This window comes from Kitasatospora sp. NPDC127121 (assembly GCF_042677305.1).
In the GTDB taxonomy this organism is placed as follows: Bacteria; Actinomycetota; Actinomycetes; order Streptomycetales; family Streptomycetaceae; genus Kitasatospora.
On record NZ_JBHXTQ010000004.1, the window covers coordinates 145,071 to 168,974 of the forward strand.

Annotated in this window: 4 protein-coding genes; 1 reads left to right on the plus strand and 3 read right to left on the minus strand. The window is 75.5% G+C overall.

Translation table 11 applies throughout. The features are described 5' to 3' along the window. Positions 1-32: 32 nt before the first annotated feature. The 3 genes from ACFVHI_RS04710 to sbnA form a co-directional block, all read right to left on the minus strand. Positions 33-7,307 (minus strand): amino acid adenylation domain-containing protein, encoded by a 7,275-nt coding sequence (locus ACFVHI_RS04710; protein WP_380335716.1) that lies wholly within the window; start codon positions 7,305-7,307, stop codon positions 33-35. After that, the gene (locus tag ACFVHI_RS04715; RefSeq protein ID WP_380335719.1) at positions 7,304-15,265 is read right to left on the minus strand and encodes an amino acid adenylation domain-containing protein; all 7,962 of its coding nucleotides are present in this window, start codon (positions 15,263-15,265) and stop codon (positions 7,304-7,306) included. Before ACFVHI_RS04715 ends, ACFVHI_RS04710 begins: the two co-directional genes overlap by 4 nt. Before the next feature lie 103 nt (positions 15,266-15,368). Further along, the gene (gene sbnA / locus ACFVHI_RS04720; protein ID WP_063348730.1) at positions 15,369-16,406 is read right to left on the minus strand and encodes a 2,3-diaminopropionate biosynthesis protein SbnA; all 1,038 of its coding nucleotides are present in this window, start codon (positions 16,404-16,406) and stop codon (positions 15,369-15,371) included. 221 nt (positions 16,407-16,627) lie between these two features. Between sbnA and ACFVHI_RS04725 the strand changes: the two genes are divergently transcribed. Further along, complete coding sequence (locus ACFVHI_RS04725; protein WP_380335722.1) at positions 16,628-23,785, plus strand: amino acid adenylation domain-containing protein; 7,158 nt, start codon at positions 16,628-16,630, stop codon at positions 23,783-23,785. Positions 23,786-23,904 lie beyond the last annotated feature (119 nt).

The following is a 23,904-nucleotide window of genomic DNA, read 5'->3' on the forward strand; positions in this document are numbered from 1 at the left end:
GGGATCGCGGGACGTGCCGGGTTGACCGGGCGTCAGGTGGTCGGGGTGCCGGTCGGGCTCGCGGCCAGGGCGGCGAGGGCGTGTTCGACGACCGCGCCGATCGCCGCCGCCGGTGCGGGTTGCAGTAGCTGCTGGTGCCCGCTGTCCACGTCGTGCGCGAGGACGGCGGAACCGACGTGCGGCTCCCAGCTCTTGACCTTGAGGGCGCGCTCCTCCGGGGTGGGGCGGGTGTCGCCGCCGACCGCCACGAAGAGCGTCATCGGGCAGCCGTCGAAGCGGCCCGGGGTGAACCGCTGGAACAGCTCCAGGTTGTTCCGCATGACCCCCAGCAGCCGTTCCAGCGTACCCGGTTCGAGCGCGGCGAGGGGGCCTTCGGTGCGGGCCAGGTGCGCGGCGACGCCTTGCGGGGTGAGCCGTTCCGGCTCCGCCGCGTCGACCCCGGCCTCGGCCAGGAAGTCGGCGAGGAACTCGGCGTCGCTGGGCCGGGCCCCGAGGGCGTCGTCGGGGTAGGCGTCCAGGTTGGCCAGGAGCGCCACCTGTTCGCCGGCGGCGTGCAGCCGGACGGCCATCTCGTGCGCCACGACGCCGCCGTAGGACCAGCCGAGCAGGTGGTACGGGCCGTGCGGCTGTACGGCGCGCACCCGGGCCAGGTACTCCTCGGCGACGTCGCCCAGGTCGGTCGGCAGCGGGCCGTCGTCGGACAGGCCGCGGGCCTGGAGGCCGTAGACCGGCTGCTCCGGGTCGAGGTGCTCGGCGAGCGCCGCGAACGGGATCGCGAAGCCGAGGCCGCCGTGCACGCAGAACAGCGGGGGCCGCCCGCCGGTGGGCCGGATCGGCAGGACGGGCCCGAGCAGGTCGACCGCGCCGCCCCCGGTGGCGGCGGCCGCGGCCAGCGCCTCCAGGGTGCGGTGCTCGAAGACCGCGCCGAGGCTGATCGGCAGCCCGGCCCGGCCGGCCGCGTTGACCAGCCGGATCGCCTTCAGGCTGTCCCCGCCGAGGGCGAAGAAGGAGTCGTCGGGGCCGACCGGGCCCGTGCCCAGGACCTCCTCGACGGCGGCGCAGAGCAGCCGTTCCGGCTCGGTGCGGGGCGCCCGCGGGGCGCGGGCCGAGGGGGTGGCCGCGGGGGCGGGCAGGGCCTTGACGTCCAGCTTGCCGTTGGCGTTCAGCGGCAGTTCCGGCAGTGCGGTGTAGCTCTCCGGCACCATGTGGCCGGGCAGCGAGCGGGCCAGGTGGCCCTGCAACTCGGCCGGTCCGGGGGTCGGCCGGCCGTCGGCGGGCACCAGGTAGGCGACCAGGCGGCGCTGGCCGGCGGCGTCGGCGGGGGCCAGGACGGCGGCCCGGGCGACGGCCGGGTGCTCGGCCAGCAGCCGTTCGATCTCGCCGAGTTCGACCCGGTAGCCGCGGATCTTGACCTGCTGGTCGGCGCGGGCGACGTACTCGATCCGGCCGTGCCGGTCCCAGCGGACCAGGTCGCCGGTGCGGTACATGCGCTCCCCGGGCGCGCCGAACGGGCAGGCGGTGAAGCGGGCGGCGGTCAGCGCGGGCTGGCCGAGGTAGCCGCGGGCCAGGCCCTCGCCGGCCAGGTACAGCTCGCCGACCACGCCGCGCGGCACCGGCCGCAGCGCCTCGTCCAGGACGTACGCGCGGGTGTCGCCGATCGGCAGGCCGATCGGGACGGTGCCCTCGGCGCGGCCGAGGTCCTGGCCGGTGGCGAAGGTGGTGGTCTCGGTGGGGCCGTACACGTTGAACACCGTGGTGTCCGGCAGGGCGGCCCGCAGCCGGTCCAGGTGGTCGCGGGAGTGCGCCTCGCCGCCGGTGAGCAGCGCCCGCAGCGGGGCCAGGGCGCGCGGCCGGGTGTCGGCGATGGTGTTGCACAACTGGGTGGTGAGGAAGGCGACGCTCACCCGGGCGCGGGCCAGGAAGGACTCCAGGGCCTGCGGGTCGGCCGGGCCGGGCGGGTGGACCGCCACCCGGGCGCCGTGGGCGAGCGCGCCCCAGATCTCGAAGGTGGAGGCGTCGAAGGCGACCGGCGCGAAGTAGAGGAAGGTGTCCGCGGCGGTCGGCGCCAGCTCCGGCAGGCCCAGGACCAGGCGGACGGCGGCGCGGTGCGGGACCGCGACGCCCTTGGGCTTGCCGGTGGAGCCGGAGGTGTAGATGACGTACAGCAGGTCGTCGGGGTCGATCGGGGCGGCGGGCACCGGGGCGGTGACGGGCCGGTCGGCCAGGTCGGCCAGGGTTTCGGGGGCGTCCAGGAGCAGCTTGACGACCCCGGCGGGGAGCTCCCGTTCGGCCAGGGAGCGTTCGGTGACGAGCAGCCGGGCGCCGCTGTCGGCCAGCATGTCGCGGACCCGCTCGTCGGGGTAGGACGGGTCGATCGGCAGGTAGGCCGCGCCGGTGCGGGCGATCGCCAGCAGGGTGCTCACCACGGCCGGGCCGCGCTCCAGGCGCAGCGCCACCAGGTCGCCCCGGCGGGCGCCGCGCGCGGTCAGCAGGTGGGCCAGGCGGTTGGCCTCGGCGTCCAGTTCGGCGTAGCTGGTGTGCCGCAGCCGCTCGGGGCGGCCGGGCTCGGTGTGGACCAGCGCGACCGCGTCCGGGGTGGCCGCGATCCGGCGGTCCACCAGGGCGGTGAGGGTGCTGCGCGGGGTGCCGGCCCGGTGGGTGCCGAGGGCGAGCAGTTCGGCCTCCTCCTCGGGCCCGAGCAGGTCCAGCCGGGACAGCGGCCGGGCGGGTTCGGCGAGGGCGGCGGCGAGCAGTCGCAGGTAGGCGTCGGTGATCCGGCGGGCCGTGGCGGGTTCGAACAGGTCGGTGCGGTACTCGACGGCGAGCGCGAGCGCGCCGCCGGCCTGCTCGGTGAGCTGGAAGAACAGGTCCCACTTGGCGGTCCGGACCGGCACCGGCTGCTCGGTCACGGCGAGCTCCGGGTCGTCCTCGGGCGCCGGGGCCGGGCCGGCCTGCTGGAAGCCGAGCATCACCTGGAACAGCGGGTGCCGGGCCATCGAGCGCTCGGGGTTGAGCACCTCGACGAGCTTCTCGAAGGGCACGTCCTGGTGCTGGTGGGCGGCCAGGTCGTAGGCCCGGACCCGTTCGGCGAGCTCGCGCAGTCCCGGGTCGCCGGAGGTGTCGGTGCGCAGCACCAGGGTGTTGACGAACATGCCGACCAGCTCGTCGAGCCGCTCGTCGGTGCGGCCGGCGATCGGGCTGCCGAGCGGGATGTCGGTGCCCGCGCCGAGCCGGGTGAGCAGGGCGGCGAGCCCGGCCCGCAGCAGCATGAAGACGCTGACGCCCCAGGCGGCGGCGAGCCGGTGCAGCTCGGCGCTGAGCGGCTGCGGCACGGTGGTGCGCACGACGTCGCCGCGGTGCTCGGCCCGGGTGCCGCGCGGGTGGTCGAAGGGCAGCGCCAGTTCCTCCGGCAGGCCCTTCAGGGTCTCGCTCCAGTAGCCGAGTTGGCGGGTGAGCTCGCTCTGCGGGTCGTCCTCCGCGCCGAGCAGTCCGCGCTGCCACAGGGCGTAGTCGGCGTACTGGACGGGCAGCGGCGGCAGTTGGGCCGGGCGGCCGGCCACCCGGGCCCGGTAGTACGCGGTGAGGTCGCGGGTGAGCGGGGCGAGCGACCAGCCGTCGCCGGCGATGTGGTGCAGGACGATCGTCAGCACGTGCTCGTCCGGGCCGAGCCGGAACAGGCGGGCGCGGAGCGGGAGGTGGTGTTCCAAGTCGAAGCCGCGCGCGGCCTCGGCGGCGAGGGCGGCGGGCAGGCCCGCCTCGGTGGTCTCGCTCACCGGGAGCGGGACGGCGGCCTCGGCCGGGGTGAGCACCCGCTGTTCGGCCGGTCCGCTGCCGGTGGTCTCGGGGGCCTCAGCGGGGGCGTGTTGCGGGAAGACGGTGCGCAGCGCCTCGTGCCGGGTGACCACGTCGTGCAGGGCGCCCGTCAGGGCGGCGGTGTCGAGCCGCCCGGAGAGGCGGATCGCCAGCGGGATGGCGTACAGCCCGCCGGGTGCGCCCAGGTGCTCGACGAACCAGAGCCGCTGCTGCGCGTACGACAGCGGCAGCACGGCCGGGCGCGGCCCGGCGGCGAGCGGGGCGCGGCCGGGTGCGGCGGCGGCCAGCCGTTCGGCGAGGCGGGCGGGGGAGGGGGCCTCGAAGAGGTCCCGCACCTGGAGTTCGGCGCCGAGTTCGGCGCGGACCCGGTTGACGATCCGGGTGGCGAGCAGCGAGTGGCCGCCGAGGGCGAAGAAGTCGTCGTCGACGCCGACCCGGTCGAGTCCGAGCACCTCGGCGAAGACGCCGCAGAGCTGCTCCTCCTCGGCGGTGCGCGGGCTGCGGGCCGAGGTGGTGTACGCGGGGGCGGGCAGGGCGCGGCGGTCGAGCTTGCCGTTGGCGGTCAGCGGCAGCGCGGCGAGCGGGACCACGGCCGCCGGGACCATGTACTCGGGCAGCCGCTCGGCGGCGAACTCCCGCAGCCCGGCCGGGTCGGCGCCGTCGCGGGGCACCACGTAGGCGACCAGGCGCTGGTCGCCGGGCCGGTCCTCGCGGGCGATCACGGCCGCCTCGGCGACCGCGGGGTGTTGGCCGAGGACGGTCGCGATCTCGCCCAACTCGATCCGGAAGCCGCGCAGTTGGACTTGCTCGTCGGCGCGGCCCAGGTACTCCAGGGTGCCGTCGGCCCGCCAGCGGCCGAGGTCGCCGGTGCGGTACATCCGGGTGCCGCCGGGCTCGAACGGGCAGGCGACGAAGCGGGCCGCGGTGAGGTCGGGGCGGCGCAGGTAGCCGCGGGCCAGGCCGGGGCCGGTGATGTACAGCTCGCCGGGCACGCCGGCCGGGACGGGCTGCAGGGCGCCGTCGAGCAGGTAGACCCGCAGGTCCGGGATGCCGCGCCCGATCACACTGCCGCCGCCGGCGGCGGCCGTCGGGGCGTCCAGCTCCTGGTAGGAGACGTGCACCGTGGTCTCGGTGATGCCGTACATGTTGACCAGGCGCGGAGCGTCGTCGGCGTGCCGGGTGTACCAGTCGGTGAGCTTGCCGATGTCCAGCGCCTCGCCGCCGAACACCACGGTCCGCAGGGCGAGCGGGCGCGGGCGGTCGGCGTCGGCGCGCATCAGCTGGTAGAAGGCGGACGGCGTCTGGTTGAGGACGGTCACCCGCTCCTCGGCGAGCAGGTCCAGGAAGGCGTCGGGGGAGCGCGACACGTCGTACGGCACCACGACCAGCCGGCCGCCGCGCAGCAGCGCGCCCCACAGCTCCCAGACGGTGAAGTCGAAGGCGATGGAGTGGAACAGCGTCCACACGTCGCCGGGGCCGAAGTCGAACCAGTCGTCGGTGGCCTCCAGCAGCCGCGCCACGTTCTGGTGCGGCACCACGACGCCCTTGGGGCGGCCGGTGGAGCCGGAGGTGTAGATGACGTAGGCCGGGTGCTCGGGGGAGGCCGCAGTGTCCGGGGCGGTGGCCGGGTGGGCGGCCAGCGCGGCGGCCGTCTCCGGGGCGTCCAGGTCCAGGCGCGGCAGGTCCGGGGCGTCGGGCGGCTCGGGCAGCACGCCGCCGGCGGTCAGCAGCAGCGCCGGACGGGCGTCGCGCAGGGTGTAGCCGATCCGGTCGGCCGGGTGGCCGGGCTCCAGCGGCAGGTAGGCCGCGCCCGCCTTGAGGACGGCCAGGACGGCGACGATCAGCTGGACGCCGCGCGGCAGCGCGACGGCCACCAGGCTCTCCGGGCCGGCGCCGCGGGCGGCGAGCAGGTGGGCGAGCCGGTTGGCCTGCTCGTCCAGCTCGCGGTAGCTGAGGGCGGCCTCGCCGGGGGCGGTGACCGCGACGGCGTCCGGGGTGCGGGCGGCCTGCTCGGCGAACAGCTCCGCGACGGTGGCGCGCCGCGCGGGCTCCCGGGGGGCGGCCGAGGCGCCGCTCCACTCGCCGAGGATGCGGGCCAGTTCGGCGGGCTCGGGCGCGCCGAGCCGGGCGAGCGGGGCCTGCGGGTCGTCGGCGACCTGCTCCAGGACGCGGACCAGCCGGTCCAGGACGCGCTGCGCGGACGACTGCGGGTCCTCGGCGGCGTCAGTGTGCTCAGCGGCCTCGGCGAAGGCCGAGGGCCGGTAGGCGAGGTGCAGGTCCAGCCGCTCGCCGGGGAAGACGGTGAGGCTCAGCGGGTAGTGGGTGGCCGAGAGCACCTGGGCGGAGCTGACGGTGCCGCCCGACTCGCGGAACAGCGCGGCCTCGTCCAGCGGGTAGCTCTGGAAGGCGAGGACGGTGTCGAACAGCTCGCCCTGGACGCCGGAGGCGGCCTGCGCCTCGGCGAGCGGCAGGTGTTCGTGCGGCATCATCGCGAGCTGCTGGCGGGCCAGCGCCTCGAACAGCTCGCTCGCCCGCTGGTCCGGGCGCAGATCGGCGCGGACCGGCAGGGTGTTGGCGAACAGGCCGATCATCGACTCGACGTCCGGGACCTCGGCCGGGCGGCCGGAGGTGACCGACCCGAACACCACGTCCTCGCGGCCGGTGAGCCGGCCGAGCAGCAGCGCCCAGCAGCCCTGCACCACGGTGTTGAGGGTCAGGCCCCGGCCGCGCGCCCAGCCGGCGAGCGCCGCGGTGCGTTCCGGCGACAGGAACCCCCGGACGAGCGACGGCAGTTCGAGGGACTCGCCGTCGCCGGCCGCGGGCAGCGCCCGGACCGGCCCGTCCAGGCCGTCCAGCAGCTGCGCCCAGGCCGCCCGCGCGGCGGCCCGGTCGCGGCCGTTCAGCCAGGTCAGGAACGAGCGGTACGGCGCGGGCGCGGGCAGCGCCGCCGCCCCCGCCTCGTCGCCGAGCAGCACCAGTTCGCGGACGGCCAGCGGGAACGACCAGCCGTCCATGACGATGTGGTGCACCGACCAGAGGAACCGGTGGTGCCCCGCGCCGAGCCGGATCAGGGTGAACCGCATCAGCGGCGGCCGCGCCAGGTCGAACCGGCGCAGCCGGTCCTCACGCGTCAGCCGCTGCGCCTCCGCCTCCCGGTCGGCCTCGGGCAGGTGGGTGAGGTCGTGCAGCTGCCACTGCGGCTCGACCTCGGTCTCCTTGAGGACGACCTGGACGGGCTCGCCGGTCTTGCGGTTGCGGAAGCAGGCCCGCAGGTTGGGGTGCCGGCGCAGCAGCGCGGCCGAGGCCGCGCGCAGCCGGGCGGCGAGCTGCTCGCCGTCACCCGCGCCCGGCCCGTCGACCTCCGCGACGAACTGGAGGGTGTACAGGTCGGGCGAGGCCTGGTCGTACGAGGACAGGAACAGCAGCCCCTGCTGGAGGGGGGAGAGCGGAAGTACTTCGCTGATCTTCGACCCGGTTCTGGGGGCGGTCGTCACGAAAGTTCCTCATTCAACTCGAATTCCAGATCGGCCAGTTCCTCGTCGGACAGGGCGATCAGACTGCTTTCGGGCTCCGTCGGGGCGGGCTCGGCGGGGTTCTGCTCCTGCTCCTCGGCGACCTGGGCCAGGGCGGCGGCGGTCTTGTGGGTGAAGATGTCGCGGGTGGTGAGGGTGAGTCCGGCCTTGCGGGCCCGGCTGACGACCTGGATGGAGCGGATGCTGTCGCCGCCGAGGGCGAAGAAGTCCTCGTCGATGCCGACCCGGCCGGTGCCGAGGACCTCGGCCAGGATCTCGGTCAGCACCTGCTCGCGCTCGGTGCGCGGCGCGCGGGCCTCCTCCTGGTCCCCGAGATCGGGCCTGGGCAGGGCCTTGCGGTCGAGCTTGCCGTTGGCCGTGAGCGGCATGGCGGGCAGCACCAGCCAGGACGCCGGGATCATGTACCCGGGCAGCAGCTCGGCCAGTTGACGGCGGATCCGGTCCGGGTCGACGCCGGGGCCGGTGAGGTAGCCGATGAGGCGGGGGTTGCCGGAGGCGTCGGGGAGGACGGCGACGGCGGCGTCGGCGACGGTCTCCAGCGAGCGGATGACGGCTTCGATTTCGCCGGTTTCGACGCGGCGGCCGCGGATCTTGACCTGGTGGTCGCGGCGTTCGATGAATTCGAGCTGGCCGTCGGGTCGTTGGATGACGCGGTCGCCGGTGCGGTACATCCGGGTGCCGGGTCCGGCGTAGGGGTCGGCCATGAAGGTGGCGGCGGTGCGGGCGGGGTCGTGGAGGTAGCCGCGGCCGACTCCGGCGCCGCCGATGTAGAGCTCGCCGGGGACGCCGACGGGGACGGGCTGGAGTTCGTCGCTGAGGACGTAGAGGCGGGTGTTGCGGACGGCGGTGCCGATGGGGACGCGGGCGGTGAGGGTGTCGCCGGCGCGGATGACGGCGTGGGTGACGTCGTCGGAGCACTCGGTGGGGCCGTAGGCGTTCATCATCGGGATGTGCGGGTGGCGCGTGTGCCAGCGGTGGCAGAGGTCGGCGGGGAGGGCTTCGCCGGTGACCATCAGCCAGCGCAGGTCCGGGAGTTCGGGTGCGGTGCCGTCGAGGTCCCAGGCGTCCAGGGCGGCGCGCAGCAGCGAGGGGACGACCTCCAGGACGGCAATCTTCTCGTCCCGGGCCATCCCGAACAGGGCGGCCGGGTCGGCGGCCATGTCGGTGCCGGAGACCCGGACGGTGCCGCCGACGACCAGCGGGGCGAGCATCTGCCACACCGACACGTCGAAGGTGAGCGGCGCGTTCTGGACGACGCCCTCCCCGGCTACCAGGTCGAGATCGCCGACCTTGGCCCAGAGGTGGTTCATCATCCCCGAGCGCTGCACCATCGCACCCTTGGGCTTGCCGGTGGAGCCCGAGGTGAACATCACGTACGCCAGGTCCAGCCCGGTGCCCACGCAGTCGGGCAGGGCCCGCGCGCCGGCGGCCTGCTCCAGGCCGATGACGGTGACCGGCCCGTCCTGGACGGCGGCGGCGAACTCGGCGGCCTGCTCCTCGTACCCGGCGCCGACCAGCAGGTGGCGGGCGCCGCCGTCCTCCAGCAGCCCGGTGTTGCGGGCGGCCGGGGCGGTCGGGTCGAGCGGCAGGTAGGCGCCGCCGGCGCCGATCACGCCCAGCACGCCGGTGATGAACGGGACGCCGGGCTCGGCGAGCATCGCGACCACCGAGCCGGTGGTGACACCGGCCTCGGTGAGGCCCGCGGACAGGCCGCCGGCCGCCTCGACCAGCTCCCGGTAGGTCAGCGAGCCGGCGCCGTCGGTGACGGCGGTCGCCTCGGGGGTGCGGGCGGCGACGGCGCGCACCCGCTCGACGACGCCGAGGCTCTCCTCGGGGATCGACGGGTCCCAGGCGCCGAGCAGTCCGCCCAGCTCGCCGGGGGTGCCGGTGCCGGTGAGGTCCGCCGGGGCGGTCACGTCGACCTGGGCGAGCGGCAGTCCGGGCTGCTCGGCGACGGTCCGCAGCAGGTGCTGGAAGATCGCCGCGACCCGCTCGACCTCGGCCCGGCCGAACAGGCCGGGGTTGTAGTCCAGCCGCAGGTGCAGGCTGTCGCCGGGGTGGACCACCAGGCTCAGCGGGTGGTGCCGGGCGTCCAGGGCCTCGGTGCGGACGATGCGCGGGCCGTCGGCGACGCCGGTGTCGAGGCCGTTCTCGTCCAGCGGGAAGTTCTCGAACAGCACCACGGTGTCGAAGACCTCGCCGGACAGGCCGGCGGCCTGGTGGATCGCGGCGAGCCCGAGGTGCTCGTGCGGGAGCAGCGCGGTCTGCTGGTCCTGGAGGGCGTGCAGCAGTTCGGCGAGGGTGTCGCCGGGGTGCAGCCGGGCCCGGACCGGCACGGTGGTGAGGAACATGCCGATCATCGACTCGACGTCCGGGACCTCGGCCGGGCGGCCGGAGGTGACGGCGCCGAACACCACGTCCTGGCGGCCGGTGAGCCGGCCGAGCAGCAGCGCCCAGCAGCCCTGCACCACGGTGTTGACGGTCAGGCCCTGGGTGCGGGCCCAGCCGGCGAGCGCGGCGGTCAGCTCGCGCGGCACCTCGGCGAGCACCGCGTCGGGCAGCGCCGGGAGGCGGCTCGGGTCGGCGGGGACGAGCAGGGTGGGCTCGTCGATGTCGGCCAGCACCTCGTGCCAGGCGGCCCGGGCGGCCGTGCGGTCCTGCGCGGTCAGCCAGGCCAGGTACGAGCGGTACGGGGCCGGGTCGGGCAGCAGCGCGACGTCCGCGCCGGGCGCGCAGAGCGCGAACAGCTCGCGGACGAGCAGCGGCATCGACCAGCCGTCGACCAGGATGTGGTGGCTGGTCCAGATGAACCGGTGCCGGCCCTCGCCGTGGGTGACGAGCGCGAAGCGCAGCAGCGGCGGCGCGGCGAGGTCGAAGCGGCGGGTGCGCTCGGCCTCGGTGATGCGGTTCAGCTCGGCGGCCCGGGCGGGCTCCGGCAGGTCGGTCAGGTCGGCGTCCAGCCAGGGCAGTTCGGCGTGCTGGGCGATGACCTGGACGGGCTCGCCGGTGGCCCGGGCGCGGAAGGCGGCACGCAGGTTGGGGTGCCGGTCGAGCAGGGTCTGCCCGGCGGCGCGCAGGACATCGGCGTCGAGGTCGCCCTCGATGTCGGCGACGATCTGCAGGGTGTAGACGTCGACCGCGTCCGCGTCGCCCCCGGCGGCGGTGTCGTAGTCGGCGTGGAAGAGCATGCCCTGCTGGAGCGGGGTGAGCGGCAGGACGTCGGCGAGGGCGGTGCCGGCCTGGGCGAGTTCGGCCTCGTACTCCTCGATCTCGTCCTGGGCCAGGGCGACCAGCGGCAGGTCGGAGGGGGTGCGGCCGCCCGCGCCGGGGGCGGTGGCGTGCCGGGCGAGCAGTTCGAGGGCGCGGAACCAGGTGGCCGCGACGTCCTGGGCGTCCTCCTCGGCGACGGTCCGGCCGGCCCAGGACCAGTTGGCGATCAGGTGCGGGCCGTCGTGCCGGTCCTCGGTGGCCGGGGTGACGTCGAGCAGGTGCGGCAGCGGCATGCCGGGGTGGGCGCCGGTGCCGACCACGCCGTCGCCGCCGGCCGGCTCCCAGAGGCGGGCCTCGCGGGCGTCGAAGCGGCCCATGTAGTTGAAGCCGATCTGCGGCTTGTGGTGGCTGGCCAGGGCGCGGGCGGCGTGCGGGTTGAGGTAGCGCAGCAGGCCGTAGCCGACGCCGCGGTCGGGCAGCGCGCGCAGCTGCTCCTTGATCCGCTTGAGGGCGGCGGCGAGGGCGGGGCCGCCGGCCCAGAGCTCGTCCCAGTCGAGCGTGCCGGGGTCGAGGCGCATCGGGAAGGCGCTGGTGAACCAGCCGACGGTGCGGGACAGGTCGAGGCCGTCGCTGAGCTGCTCGCGGCCGTGGCCCTCCAGCTCGATCAGGGTCTGGGCGTAGTCGGCGCGGCCGTGCCGGCGGCGCCAGTCGGCGACGGCGAGGGCGAGGCCGGTCAGCAGGACGTCGTTGACCTCGGCGTGGAAGGCCGCCGGGACGTCGGTGAGCAGCGGGCCGGTGACCTCGGGGCCGAGCTCCAGGCGCAGGGTGCGCTGGGTGCCGTAGACGTCCGTCTCGGGGTCGAGCCGGTGGGTGCCGACCAGCGGGTCGGGGCCGGTCAGGATCGACTGCCAGAGGGCGAGTTCGGGGCCGCGGACCTGGGTGCGGGCCTGCGCGGCGAGCAGCTGGGACCAGGCGCGGTAGGAGGTGCCGACCGGGTCGAGGGCGGGGGTGCGGCCGGCCGCCAGCGCCTCGCAGGCGGCGGCGAGGTCGGGCAGCAGGATCCGCCAGGACACGCCGTCGATGACCAGGTGGTGGGCGGAGAGCACCAGCAGGGCGGTGTCGGCGCCGGGGGCCGCGCCGATCAGCACGGCCTGGATCATCACGGCGGCGGCGGGGTCGAGCCGGGCGCGGGCGGCGGAGGCCTGCCGCTCGGCGAAGCCGAGGGCGTCCTGGTCGTCGGCGCCGCTGCCGGCGCCGTTCTCGGCGGTGGCGACCAGGCGGACGCCGGCGAGCGCGCCGGGGGCCAGTGCCTCCAGGTGCCACAGGCCGGGGGCGGGTTCGGTGGCCCGGGTGCGCAGCGCGTCGTGGTGGTCGACCAGGGTGTGCAGGGCCGCGTCGAGCAGTTCGGCGTCCAGGGCGGCGGGGACCCGGACGACCACGTGCTGGCTGTACTTGACGACCGGGCCGGTGAGGCTGGTGGTGTCGTCGTGCAACTGGCCCATGATCGGGGTGAGTTCGTACGGGCCGGTGCCGCCCGCGTCCTCGGCGGGCGCGGTCGCCGCCGTGGGGTCGGCGCCGCCCGCGACCCGGGCGAGGGCGGCGGCGGTCTTGTGGGTGAAGATGTCGCGGGTGGTGAGGGTGAGTCCGGCCTTGTGGGCCCGGCTGACGACCTGGATGGAGCGGATGCTGTCGCCGCCGAGGGCGAAGAAGTCCTCGTCGATGCCGACCCGGCCGGTGCCGAGGACCTCGGCGAGGATGTCGCAGAGGACCCGCTCGCGCTCGGTGCGGGGGCTGCGGAGGGTGTCCTGCTCGCCGAGGGCGGGCTTGGGCAGGGCCTTGCGGTCGAGCTTGCCGTTGGGGGTGAGCGGCATGGTGTCGAGGACGAGCCAGGACGCCGGGATCATGTAGCCGGGCAGCAGTTGGGAGAGTTCGGCCCGGACCTGTGCGGGGTCGACGCCGGGGCCGGTGAGGTAGCCGATGAGGCGGGGGTTGCCGGAGGCGTCGGGGAGGACGGCGACGGCGGCGTCGGCGACGGTGTCGAGGGAGCGGATGACGGCTTCGATCTCGCCGGTTTCGACGCGGCGGCCGCGGATCTTGACCTGGTGGTCGCGGCGTTCGATGAATTCGAGCTGGCCGTCGGGTCGTTGGATGACGCGGTCGCCGGTGCGGTACATCCGGGTGCCGGGTCCGGCGTAGGGGTCGGCCATGAACGTGCCCGCGGTGCGGGCGGGGTCGTGGAGGTAGCCGCGGCCGACTCCGGCGCCGCCGATGTAGAGCTCGCCGGGCACGCCGACGGGGACGGGCTGGAGTTCGTCGCTGAGGACGTAGAGGCGGGTGTTGCGCACCGCGGTGCCGATGGGGACGCGGGCGGTGAGGGTGTCGCCGGCGCGGATGACGGCGTGGGTGACGTCGTCGGAGCACTCGGTGGGGCCGTAGGCGTTCATCATCGGGATGTGCGGGTGGCGGGCGTGCCACCGCTGGCACAGGTCCGCCGGAAGGGCCTCGCCGGTGACCATCAGCCAGCGCAGGTCCGGGAGTTCGGGTGCGGTGCCGTCGAGGTCCCAGGCGTCCAGGGCGGCGCGCAGCAGCGAGGGCACGACCTCCAGGACGGCGATCTTCTCGTCCCGGGCCATGCCGAACAGGGCGGCCGGGTCGGCGGCCATGTCGGTGCCGGAGACCCGGACGGTGCCGCCGACGATGAGCGGGGCGAGCATTTGCCACACCGACACGTCGAAGGTGAGCGGCGCGTTCTGGACGACGCCCTCCCCGGCTACCAGGTCGAGGTCCCCGACCTTGGCCCAGAGGTGGTTCATCATCCCCGAGCGCTGCACCATCGCGCCCTTGGGCTTGCCGGTGGAGCCCGAGGTGAACATCACGTACGCCAGGTCCAACTCGCCTCCGACAGAGGCGAGTTCGGCGCCACTGGTGGAGTCGGACGGGTCGGCCAGCGGCAGGGCGGTGGTCGCCCCGGCGGTGAGCTCGGCGGCCTGCTCCTCGTACCCGGCGCCGACCAGCAGGTGGCGGGCGCCGCCGTCCTCCAGCAGCCCGGTGTTGCGGGCGGCCGGGGCGGTCGGGTCGAGCGGCAGGTAGGCGCCGCCGGCGGCCTGGACGGCCAGCACACCGGTGACGAAGGGGACGCCGGGCTCGGCGAACATCGCGACCACCGAACCGGTGGTGACCCCGGCGGCGGTCAGCCGGGCGGCCAGGCCCGCCGCGCGGGCGACCAGTTCGCGGTAGTCGATCCGCTCGGCGCCGTCGGCCACGGCCACCGCGTCGGGCGTACCGGCCGCGACGGCGCGGACCCGCTCGACCAGGCCCTGGTCGGCGGCGGTGGCCGGATCCCAGGCTCCGAGCAGCCCGAGCGGTTCGCCGGTCGCGCCCAGGCCCACCTGGCCGAGCGGACGGTCCGCGGGCATGGTGGCGAGGGTGCCGAGGAAGGTCTCGAACCGGGCGAGGTGGGTGGCGAGTTCGGCCGGCTCGTACAGCTCGGGGTTGCCGTCGAGGTGGATCTCGACGGTGCCGTCGTCCGCGTTCAGGACCGTCATGATGAGGTCCTTGACGATGCCGGTGGACAGGTTGACCACGACCCCGCGGCAGTCGCCGAAGGCCAGCTCCGGGTCCTGGTTGAGCACGTTGATGAACGGGCCGAAGGCGCGCTGGTCGTCGATCCGCAGGCCGATGTCGCGGCGGACCTTGTCCCCGCGGTAGCGCTGGTGCTTCAGCGTGCCGGCGACCTCGACCCAGGCCGCGCGCAGCAGTTCGGTGCGGGTCATCTCCGGGCGCACCCGGACGGCCAGCGGCAGGTAGTTGGCGAGCATGCCGGGGATCTCGCGGCTGACCGCGCCGACCCGGCCGGTGACCGGCAGGGTGAGCAGCGGCGCCGCGACCCCGGTGACGCGCTGGGTGTAGGCGGCCATCGCGGCGACCATCAGGACCGGCATGGTGACCTTGCCGTCCTGGGCGAGGGCGTGCAGCGCGGCCGTGGTCGCGGGGGAGAGCCGGGCGGTCTCGCGCAGCGCGACCCGGCCGGGGGCCGGCTCCTGCTCGGAGAGCGAGACCAGCTCGGGCACCGCGCCGTGCCGGTCGGAGGTGAGGCGGTCCGTCCAGTAGGCGCGGTCCTTCTCGACCATCGACGAGTCGAGGTACTTGCGCTCGGCGTCCAGCAGCCGGTGGAAGGCCGGCATGGCGTCGGCGTCCAGCTCGGCCGGGCCCTCGCCGGCGGCCAGCCGGGTGTAGGCGCTGGACAGCTTGGGGTAGAGCAGCGAGCGGCTGAAGCCGTCCGCGAGGATGTGGTGCATGCACAGGTAGAGCAGGTGGTGCTCCGGGGCGAGCCTGATCAGCGCGCCGCGGAACAGCGGGAAGTCGGTGACCTTCATCGGGTCGGCGTGGTCGGCCCGCATCCACCGCTCGGCGGCCGCCGAGGGCTCCGCCTCGCCGCTGAAGTCCAGCGTCTTGAGCGGGAGCTGGGCGAGCGGGCGGATGATCTGGCCGGGGGCGCCGTCCTCCTCGACGAACTGCACCCGCAGCCCCTCGGCCTCGTGGCCGAGGCGTTGCAGCGCCCGTCCGAGCAGCTCGGCGTCGAGCGGTCCGCGCAGATCGATGTAGTCCGCCATGTTGTAGGCCAGCGGCCCGGCGGCGAACTGCTCGTCGAACCAGATCTCGGCCTGTGCCGCGGTGAGCGGAAGGACAGCGTTCCGGTTTGTCGTCACTGCTTTGCTCTCCGTCATTCTCAGCCTCAGCCCCGCCTTGAAAACTCTCGACCCTCTGACCCCGCCGGCCCCGACCCCGCAGGCCCCGCCCCCGGCGGACCGGTCAGCCGGACACGGTCTGGAGCCCGGCGGCGACGCCCGCCCCGAGGCCCCGGTGCTCGACCCCGGGCAGCAGGCCCTCCGGGCCGACCGAACCGCGCACCCACTCGTCGTGGTAGACGGTGTCCATGTAGCGCTCGCCCAGGTCCGGCGAGATGGTCACGGCGGTCACCCGCTCGCGCACGCCGCCCGCGCCGTCGCCGTAGTGCTCGTTCAGCCAGCGCAGCGCGCCGCTGACGGCCGTCCCGGTGGAGCCGCCGAACAGGAAGCCGCCGCGCATCAGTTCGCGGCAGGTGCGGACGGTGTCGGTCTCCTCGACGTGGACCGCCCGCTCCACCAGCGACTCGTCCAGCAGCGCGGGCCGCACGCTGGTGCCCAGGCCCGGGATGTGCCGGGTGGCCGGCGGGGCGCCGAAGGTGACCGAGCCGACGCTGTCGACCGGGACGACCCGCACCGAGGGGCGCCGCTCGCGGAAGTACCGGGCGCAGCCCATCAGCGTCCCGGTCGTGCCCGCGCCGATGAACAGCACGTTCAGGTCCGGGAACTGGCGGGCGATGGCCGGCGCGGTGGTCCGGTAGTGCGCCATCCAGTTGCCCGGACTCAGGTACTGGTTGAGCCAGACCCGCTTCTCGTCGGCGGCGAGCAGCGCCTTGACGTGGCGGATCCGCGCACCGAGGAAGCCCTCGGTCTCGTGCGGCTCGGTGATCAGGTGCACCTCGGCGCCGTACGACTCCATGGTGCGGCGGGTGACCTCGTTGCAGCGAGAGTCGGTGACACAGATGAACTTGTAGCCGCGGCTGGCGGCGAGCACGCTCAGGGCGACGCCCATGTTCCCGGACGAGGATTCCACCAGGGTCGAGCCGGGGCCGAGGACGCCCGCCGCCTCGGCCTGCGCGACCATTTCCCGGGCCGCTTTCAGCTTGATGGACCCGGCGAAGTTGAACCCTTCGACTTTCAGGAAGAGACGGTGCCCGAAGAACGGCTGCAGATTCACGAAGAGGTCGCTGACCTCGAATTCGTGCGACGCGGAAATGACCGGCACTGGAGACTCCTGGCCTTCGGTAACGAATTAGCCTCGGCGGCAAGCCTCCCGCCGGGCGCTGACGAGGGGCTGACGGACTGCTGACGGGGTCCGCGACCAGGGTTTCGGACCCGTCCGGAGGCACGCGTCAGCCGTCCGTCAGTTGCCGGTCAGTTGCTCGTCAGCGCCATCGGAAAGCGTTTGTTATTCCGCACTTGCAGGCCTTCCACGAGGAGCCCGGTTTGAATCGGCCGTCCGCCATCAGTGAAGTCCTTCCGCTCTCGCCGCTGCAACAGGGACTGCTCTTTCTCTCGGAGTACGACCGTGAGGGGACGGACGTCTACACCATTCAGCTGGTCCTCGACCTGGACGAGCTGACCGACGCCGATGCCGCCGCGCTGCGCACCGCGGCGGGCCTGCTCCTGGAGCGGCACCCCAACCTGAAGGCCTGCTTCCGGCACCGCAAGAACGGCGAGGCGATCCAGGTGATCCCCACGTCGGTCGAACTGCCGTGGCGCGAGGTCGCGGTGGCGGCCTCCGCCGAGGGGCCGGAGGCGGAGTTCGACCGGCTCGCCGAGGAGGACCGGCTGCGCCGCTTCGACCTCGCCCGCCCGCCGCTCCAGCGGCTCACCCTGGCCCGCGCCGAGGGCGGGCGCTGCCGGCTGGTCTGGACCGTCCACCACATCCTGGTGGACGGCTGGTCGATGGTCTCGCTGATCGGCGAACTCGCCGCGCTCGCCGAGGAGCTGAAGGCCGGCGGCACCCCCGCCAAGCAGCCGCGGGCCGGCGCGGCCCGCTACCAGGCGCACCTGGCCTGGCTCGGCGCGCAGGACAAGGAGGCCGCCCGGCAGGCCTGGACCGCCGCCCTGGCCGGGGTCGTCGACCCGACCCGGCTGGTGCCGGCCGGCCGCGACCGGGCCGCCGGCGCGGCCGCGCTGCCGCAGGCCGTCCCGCTGGAGCTGACCCCCGAGGTCTCCACCGCGCTGACCGGCTTCGCCCGCTCGCGCGGCCTGACCGTCAACGCGGTGGTGCAGGGCTGCTGGGCGCTGCTGCTGTCCCGGCTGACCGGCCAGGACACCGTGCTGTTCGGCGCGGTCACCTCCGGCCGGCCGGCCGAGGTCCCGGACGTCGAGCGGATGGTGGGCCTGTTCGCCAACACGCTCCCGGTCCGGGTGGACGTCGACCCGGCCCGCACCCCGGCCGAGCTCTTCGCCGACGTGCAGCGGTCGCAGACCGCGCTGCTGGCGCACGAGCACCTGACCCTGGCGGAGGTCCAGCAGCTCACCGCCGTGCGCGGCGAACTCTTCGACACCGCCCTGATGTTCCAGAACTACCCGATGGGCGGCCTGCCGCTGGCCACCGGCACCGGCCCCCGGGTGACCGGCGCCGACGTCCGCTCCGCCACCCACTTCCCGGTCACCCTCACGGTCTTCCCCGGCACCCCGTTCGGCCTGGCCGTCAACCACGTGCCCGCGCTGGTCACCCGGGCGGAGGCCGAACTGGTCGGGCGGCGCTTCGCCCGGCTGCTGGCCGCCGCCGTCGCCCGGCCCGACGAGCCGTGCGGCCGGCTGGACGTCCTGGACGAGGCCGAGCGCGCCGGGATCACCGAGACCCGCAACGCCACCGGGACGCCGCTGCCCGGCGACTGGCTGGCCCCGCTGCTGGCCGCCCGGGCCGCCCGCACCCCGGACGCGCCCGCCGTGCGCTGCGGCGGGGAGCGCCTGACCTACCGCGAACTGCACGCCCGCGCCGACGCGCTGGCGCACGCCCTGCACGCCGCCGGGGCCGGCCCGGAGCAGGTGGTGGCGATCGCGCTGGACCGCTCCTGCGACCTGGTGGTGGCCGCCCTGGCCGTCCTCAAGTCCGGCGCGGCCTACCTGCCGCTGGACCCGGACTACCCGGCCGACCGGCTGCGCTACATGCTCGCCGACGCCGCCCCGGTGGTCACCCTCACCCACCGCCGGGTGCGCGAACTCCTCGCCGCCGAAGCCTCCGAAGGCGAGATGAGCACCGGCGAACTGTGGGTCCTGGACGGCCCGGACGCCGCGACCGGTGCGCCCGGGCAGCGCGTACCGGGCACGGCCCCGCACGCCGACCACCCCGCGTACGTGATCTACACCTCGGGCTCCACCGGCCGCCCCAAGGGCGTCGTGGTGCCGCACCGGGCGCTGGTCAACCTGGTCGAGGACATGGTCGCCCGCTTCGAGGTGACCACCGAGGACCGCTTCCTCGCCGTCACCACCTTCGGCTTCGACATCGCCAACCTGGAGCTGTTCGTCCCGCTCGCCGCCGGCGCCGAACTGCTGGTCGCCGACCGCGAGACGGTCCGCGACCCGGCCGCCCTGGCGGACGCCGTCACCGGCCTGGACGCCACCCTGCTGCAGGCCACCCCCAGCCTCTGGCAGTCGCTCGCCGCCGACCACGCCCCCCGGCTGGCCGGCCTGCGCGCCCTGGTCGGCGGCGAGGCGCTGCCCGAGCCGCTGGCCCGCACCCTCACCGCGCACTGCGCGTCCGTGACCAACGTGTACGGCCCGACCGAGACCACCATCTGGTCCACCGCCGCGCCGCTGACCACCACCGCGGCCGGGCCGCCGCCGATCGGCGGCCCGATCGCCAACACCCGGGTGTACGTCCTGGACGGCGCGCTGCGCCCCGTCCCCGACGGCACCTTCGGCGACCTCTACCTCGCCGGCACCGGCCTGGCCCGCGGCTACCTGGGCCGCCCCGGCCTGAGCGCCGAGCGCTTCGTCGCCGACCCGTACGGCCCGAGCGGCGCGCGGATGTACCGCACCGGCGACATCGTCCGCTGGGACGCCGCCGGCACCGCCCTGGAGTACGCGGGGCGCAGCGACCACCAGGTGAAGATCCGTGGCTACCGCATCGAACTCGGCGAGATCGAGTCCGTGCTCGCGGCGCAGCCCGGAGTGACGCGGGCCGTCGTCACGGCCCGCACCGACCAGGCGGGGGACGCCCGCCTGGTCGCCTATGTCGTACCGGCAGGGATCGACCGCGACCGCTTGCGGGAGCGGGCGTCATCGGTGCTGCCCACGCACATGATCCCTGCCGTGTACGTTCCCTTGGACGACCTGCCGCTGACCCCCAACGGCAAGGTCGACCGCAAGGCCCTGCCCGCCCCGCCGGACGAGCGGGCGGGCACCGGACGCGAGCCCGTGGGGGAGCGCGAGGAACTGCTCTGCGCGGTCTTCGCGGAGGCCCTCGGGCTCGACCGGGTCGGCGCCGACGACGACTTCTTCGAACTCGGCGGCCACTCGCTGTCCGCGACCAGGGTCGCCAACCGGCTGCGTGCCGCGCTCGGCGCGGACGTCCCGGTGCGGGCCCTGTTCGACGCCCGGACGGCCGAGGCGCTGGCCCGCGTCCTCGACCCGGAGTCGGCGGCCGCCGACGCGGCGGAGCCGGCCCCCCGGCGCCCCGCGCTGCGCGCCGTCCCGAACCGGCCGTCCTCGGTGCCGCTCTCGCACGCCCAGGAGCGGCTCTGGTTCCTGGACAAGATGGACGGCCCCACCGGCAGCTACAACATCCCGCTGGCGGTCCGCCTCACCGGCCCGCTGGACGCCGCCGCGCTGGCCGCCGCCGTCCGGGACGTGGTGGCCCGGCACGAGAGCCTGCGCACCGTCTTCGCCGAGGCCGACGGGCTGCCCTCGCAGCTGGTGCTCTCCGCCGAGGAGGCCGAGCAGGCCGGCGCCCCGCTGGTCGTGGTGGACCTCTCCGGGGCGGCGCCGGGCGCGCTGGAGGCGGCGCTGGCCGCCGAGGCCGCCCACCCCTTCGAACTGTCCGCCCAGGTGCCGCTGCGGGCCCGGCTGTTCACCCTCGGCCGGGACAGCCACGCGCTGGCCCTGACGGTGCACCACATCGCCGCCGACGGCTGGTCGCTCGGCCCGCTCGCCCGCGACCTCTCCGACGCCTACCGGGCCCGGCTGGACGGCGCCGGGCCGCGCTGGGAGCCGCTGCCGGTGCAGTACGCCGACCACGCGCTCTGGCAGCGCGAACTGCTCGGCTCCAAGGACGACCCGGACAGCCTGGCCAGCGCCGAACTCGCGCACTGGCGCGAGGCGCTGGCGGGCATCCCGGAGGAGCTGGACCTGCCCACCGACTTCCCCCGCCCGGCCCGGGCCGGGCACCGCGGCGCCGAGGTCGAGTGCACGGTGCCCGCCGAGGCCCACGCCCGGCTCGCCGAACTGGCCCGGCGCGGCGGCGCCAGCCTGTTCATGGCCGTCCAGGCGGGCCTGGCCGCGCTCCTCACCCGGCTGGGCGCGGGCACCGACATCCCGCTCGGCAGCCCGGTGGCCGGGCGCACCGACGACGCCGTCCGCGACCTGGTCGGCTTCTTCGTCAACACCGTGGTGCTGCGCACCGACACCTCGGGCGACCCGGCGTTCGCCGCCCTGCTCGGGCGGGTCCGGGAGACCGACCTGACCGCCTACGGGCACGCCGAACTGCCGTTCGAGCACCTGGTGGAGGAGCTCAACCCGGTCCGCTCGATGGGCCGGCAGCCGCTCTTCCAGGTGATCCTGGCCTTCGAGAACAGTGCCGACCCGCTGCCCGCGATGCCCGGCCTGAGCGCCGAGGTGCTGCCGATCGGCAGCACGACGGCCAAGTTCGACCTGTCCTTCCAGGTGCTGGAGCGGACCGGCCCGGACGGCGCCCCGGCCGGACTGGACATCCGCCTGGAGTACCGCGAGGACCTGTTCACCGGGGCGACGGCGGCCCGCCTCGCCCGGGCCCTGGCCACCCTGCTCGACTCCGCCGCCCGCACCCCCGACGCACCGCTCAGCGCCCTCGACCTGCTCACCGCCGAGGAGCGCCGCGTCCTGCTGGAGGAGTGGGCCGGCCCGACCGCCCCGTTCACCCCGGTCACCCTGACCGCCGTGTTCGAGGGCCTGGCGGCCGCCGACCCGGACCACCCCGCGCTGATCGGCCCGGACGGCGTACCGGCCGGCCCGGCGACGATGCGGCTGTCCTACGCGGCGCTCAACGAGCGGGCCAACCGGCTCGCCCACCTGCTGCTGGAGCGCGGGGTCGGCCCCGGCGACGTGGTCGCGCTGGCGATGCCGCGCTCCGCGCCGCTGGTGATCGCGCTGCTGGCGGTGCTCAAGACCGGCGCCGCCTACCTGCCGGTCGACCCGCAGTACCCGGCCGAGCGGATCGCCTACATGCTCGACGACGCGGCGCCCGCCCAGGTGCTGACCGTCGAGGCGGTCGCCGACCGGATCCCGGGGCTGCCCGAGGGCGTCGTCCCGCTGGTCCTGGACTCCCTGCGCACCCGGTCCGACCTGACCGGCCGGCCCGACCGCAACCCCGTCGACGCCGACCGCACCCGGCCGCTCGTCCCGCAGGACGTCGCCTACGTGATCTACACCTCGGGCTCCACCGGCCGCCCCAAGGGCGTCGCGGTGCCGCACCTGGGGGCGGCCAACCTGGCCGCCAACCACCAGGCGCGGATGGGCGCGGGGCCGGACACCCGGGTGCTGCAGTTCGCCTCGTTCAGCTTCGACGCCACCGTCTGGGAGCTCGGCGTCTCGCTGTACTCGGGCGGCACCCTGGTGGTCGCCACCGACGAGAGCCGGGTCTCCGGCGAGGTGCTGGGCGCGCTGCTCGCCGAGCACCAGGTCAACCACGTGGTGCTGCCGCCCACCGTGGTGGCCGGCCTGCCCGAGGACGTGGTGCTGCCCGAGGGCCTGCACCTGCTGGTCGGCGGCGAGGCCTGCCCGGCCGCGCTGGTCGACCGGTTCGCCCCGCTGACCGAGTTCCGCAACGCCTACGGCCCGACCGAGGCCTCGGTCTGCGCCACCTGGAGCGACCCGCTGCGCCCCGGCAGCGGCCGCCCGCCGATCGGCCGCCCGCTGGACAACCACCGGCTGTACGTCCTGGACGACGCCCTCGCGCCCGCGCCGGTCGGCGTCACCGGCGAGCTGTACATCGCCGGCACCGGCCTGGCACACGGCTACCTGCGCCGCCCCGTCACCACCGCCGAGCGCTTCGTCGCCGACCCGTACGGGCCGGCCGGCACCCGGATGTACCGCACCGGCGACCTGGTCCGCTGGCGGGCCGACGGCACGCTCGACTACGTCGGCCGGGTGGACCACCAGGTGAAGCTGCGCGGCTTCCGGATCGAGCTCGGCGAGATCGAGGCCGCGCTGGTGCGCCACCCGGTGGTCGTGCAGGCCGCGGTGCAGGTCGCGCCCTCGCCCACCGGCGTGCCCCAGCTGACCGGGTACGTGGTGCCGCTGCCCGGCGTCGCCGCCGTCGACGTGCCGGTGCTGCGCGCGTTCGTCGCCGAGTCGCTCCCCGCGCACATGGTGCCCGCGACGCTGGTGACGCTGCCCGCGCTGCCGCTGACCGCGAACGGCAAGCTCGACACCCGCGCCCTGCCGGCGCCCGGTGCTGCGCCCGCCGCCGCGCAGGCCCCGGTGCGGCGCCCGGGCACGCCGGCCGAGGAGGTCATCGCCGGGGTCTTCGGCGAGATCCTCGGCCTCGACCAGGTCGGCGCCGACGGGGACTTCTTCGACCTCGGCGGCGACAGCCTGCGCTCGGTGCAGATCGTCAGCCGGGCCGCGAAGGCCGGGCTCACGCTCTCGCTGGCCGACGTCTTCACCCACAAGACGGTGGCGGCCCTCGCCGCCGCCGCCCGGCCCGCCACCGAGCAGCGGCTCCCCGCGACGGTGCTGGAGCCGGTGCTGCCGATCCGGCCGGGCGGCACCGCCGAGCCGCTGTTCTGCGTGCACGGCGGGGTCGGCTTCGGCCTGCCGTACGCGGAGCTGGCCCCGCACCTCGACCCGGCCCGGCCGGTGTACGCGCTGCAGTCCGACGGCGTCGCCGCGCCCGAGGGGGAGTGGGAACGGCCGCAGGGCGTGCGGGAGCTGGCGGCCACGTACCTGGCTAGGATCCGCCGGGTGCAGCCGCACGGCCCGTACCACCTGCTGGGCTGGTCCTTCGGCGGGCTGGTCGCGCACGAGATGGCGGTGCAGCTCCAGGCGGCGGGCGAGCGGGTGGCCTTCCTGGCGGCGCTGGACGTCTTCCCGGTGCTGCCGGGCGACCACAACCCGACCGACGAGGAGATCCGCGGGGCCTTCCTCGCCCACCACGCCGCCGGGGCGGGCATCGACGACGGGGAGCTGCGCCGGCTGATGGCGGTGATGCGCCACCACACGGACATCGCCCGGGAGTTCACCCCCGGCCGGTTCGACGGCTCGCTGCTGCTGTTCACCGCCGCCGACGAGGTGCAGGGCGCCCCCGCCGCCGAGCTCGCCGACCGCTGGCGCGCGCACCTGACCGGCGCGCTGACGGTGCACGACGTCGCCTGCGGCCACGAGGAGATGCTCGGCCGGGAGGCGGCCGGCCGGATCGGCGCGGTGGCCGACGCCGCGCTGCGCCGGTCCTGAACGACCGGACGGCCGGGGCCCGTATGCGGGCCCGGGCCGGGAGGGGGCGGGGGGGGGGGGCCCCCCGGGGGGGCGCCCGGGGGGGCGGGGGGGCAAGCGCGCGCCCCCGGGGGGGGTTA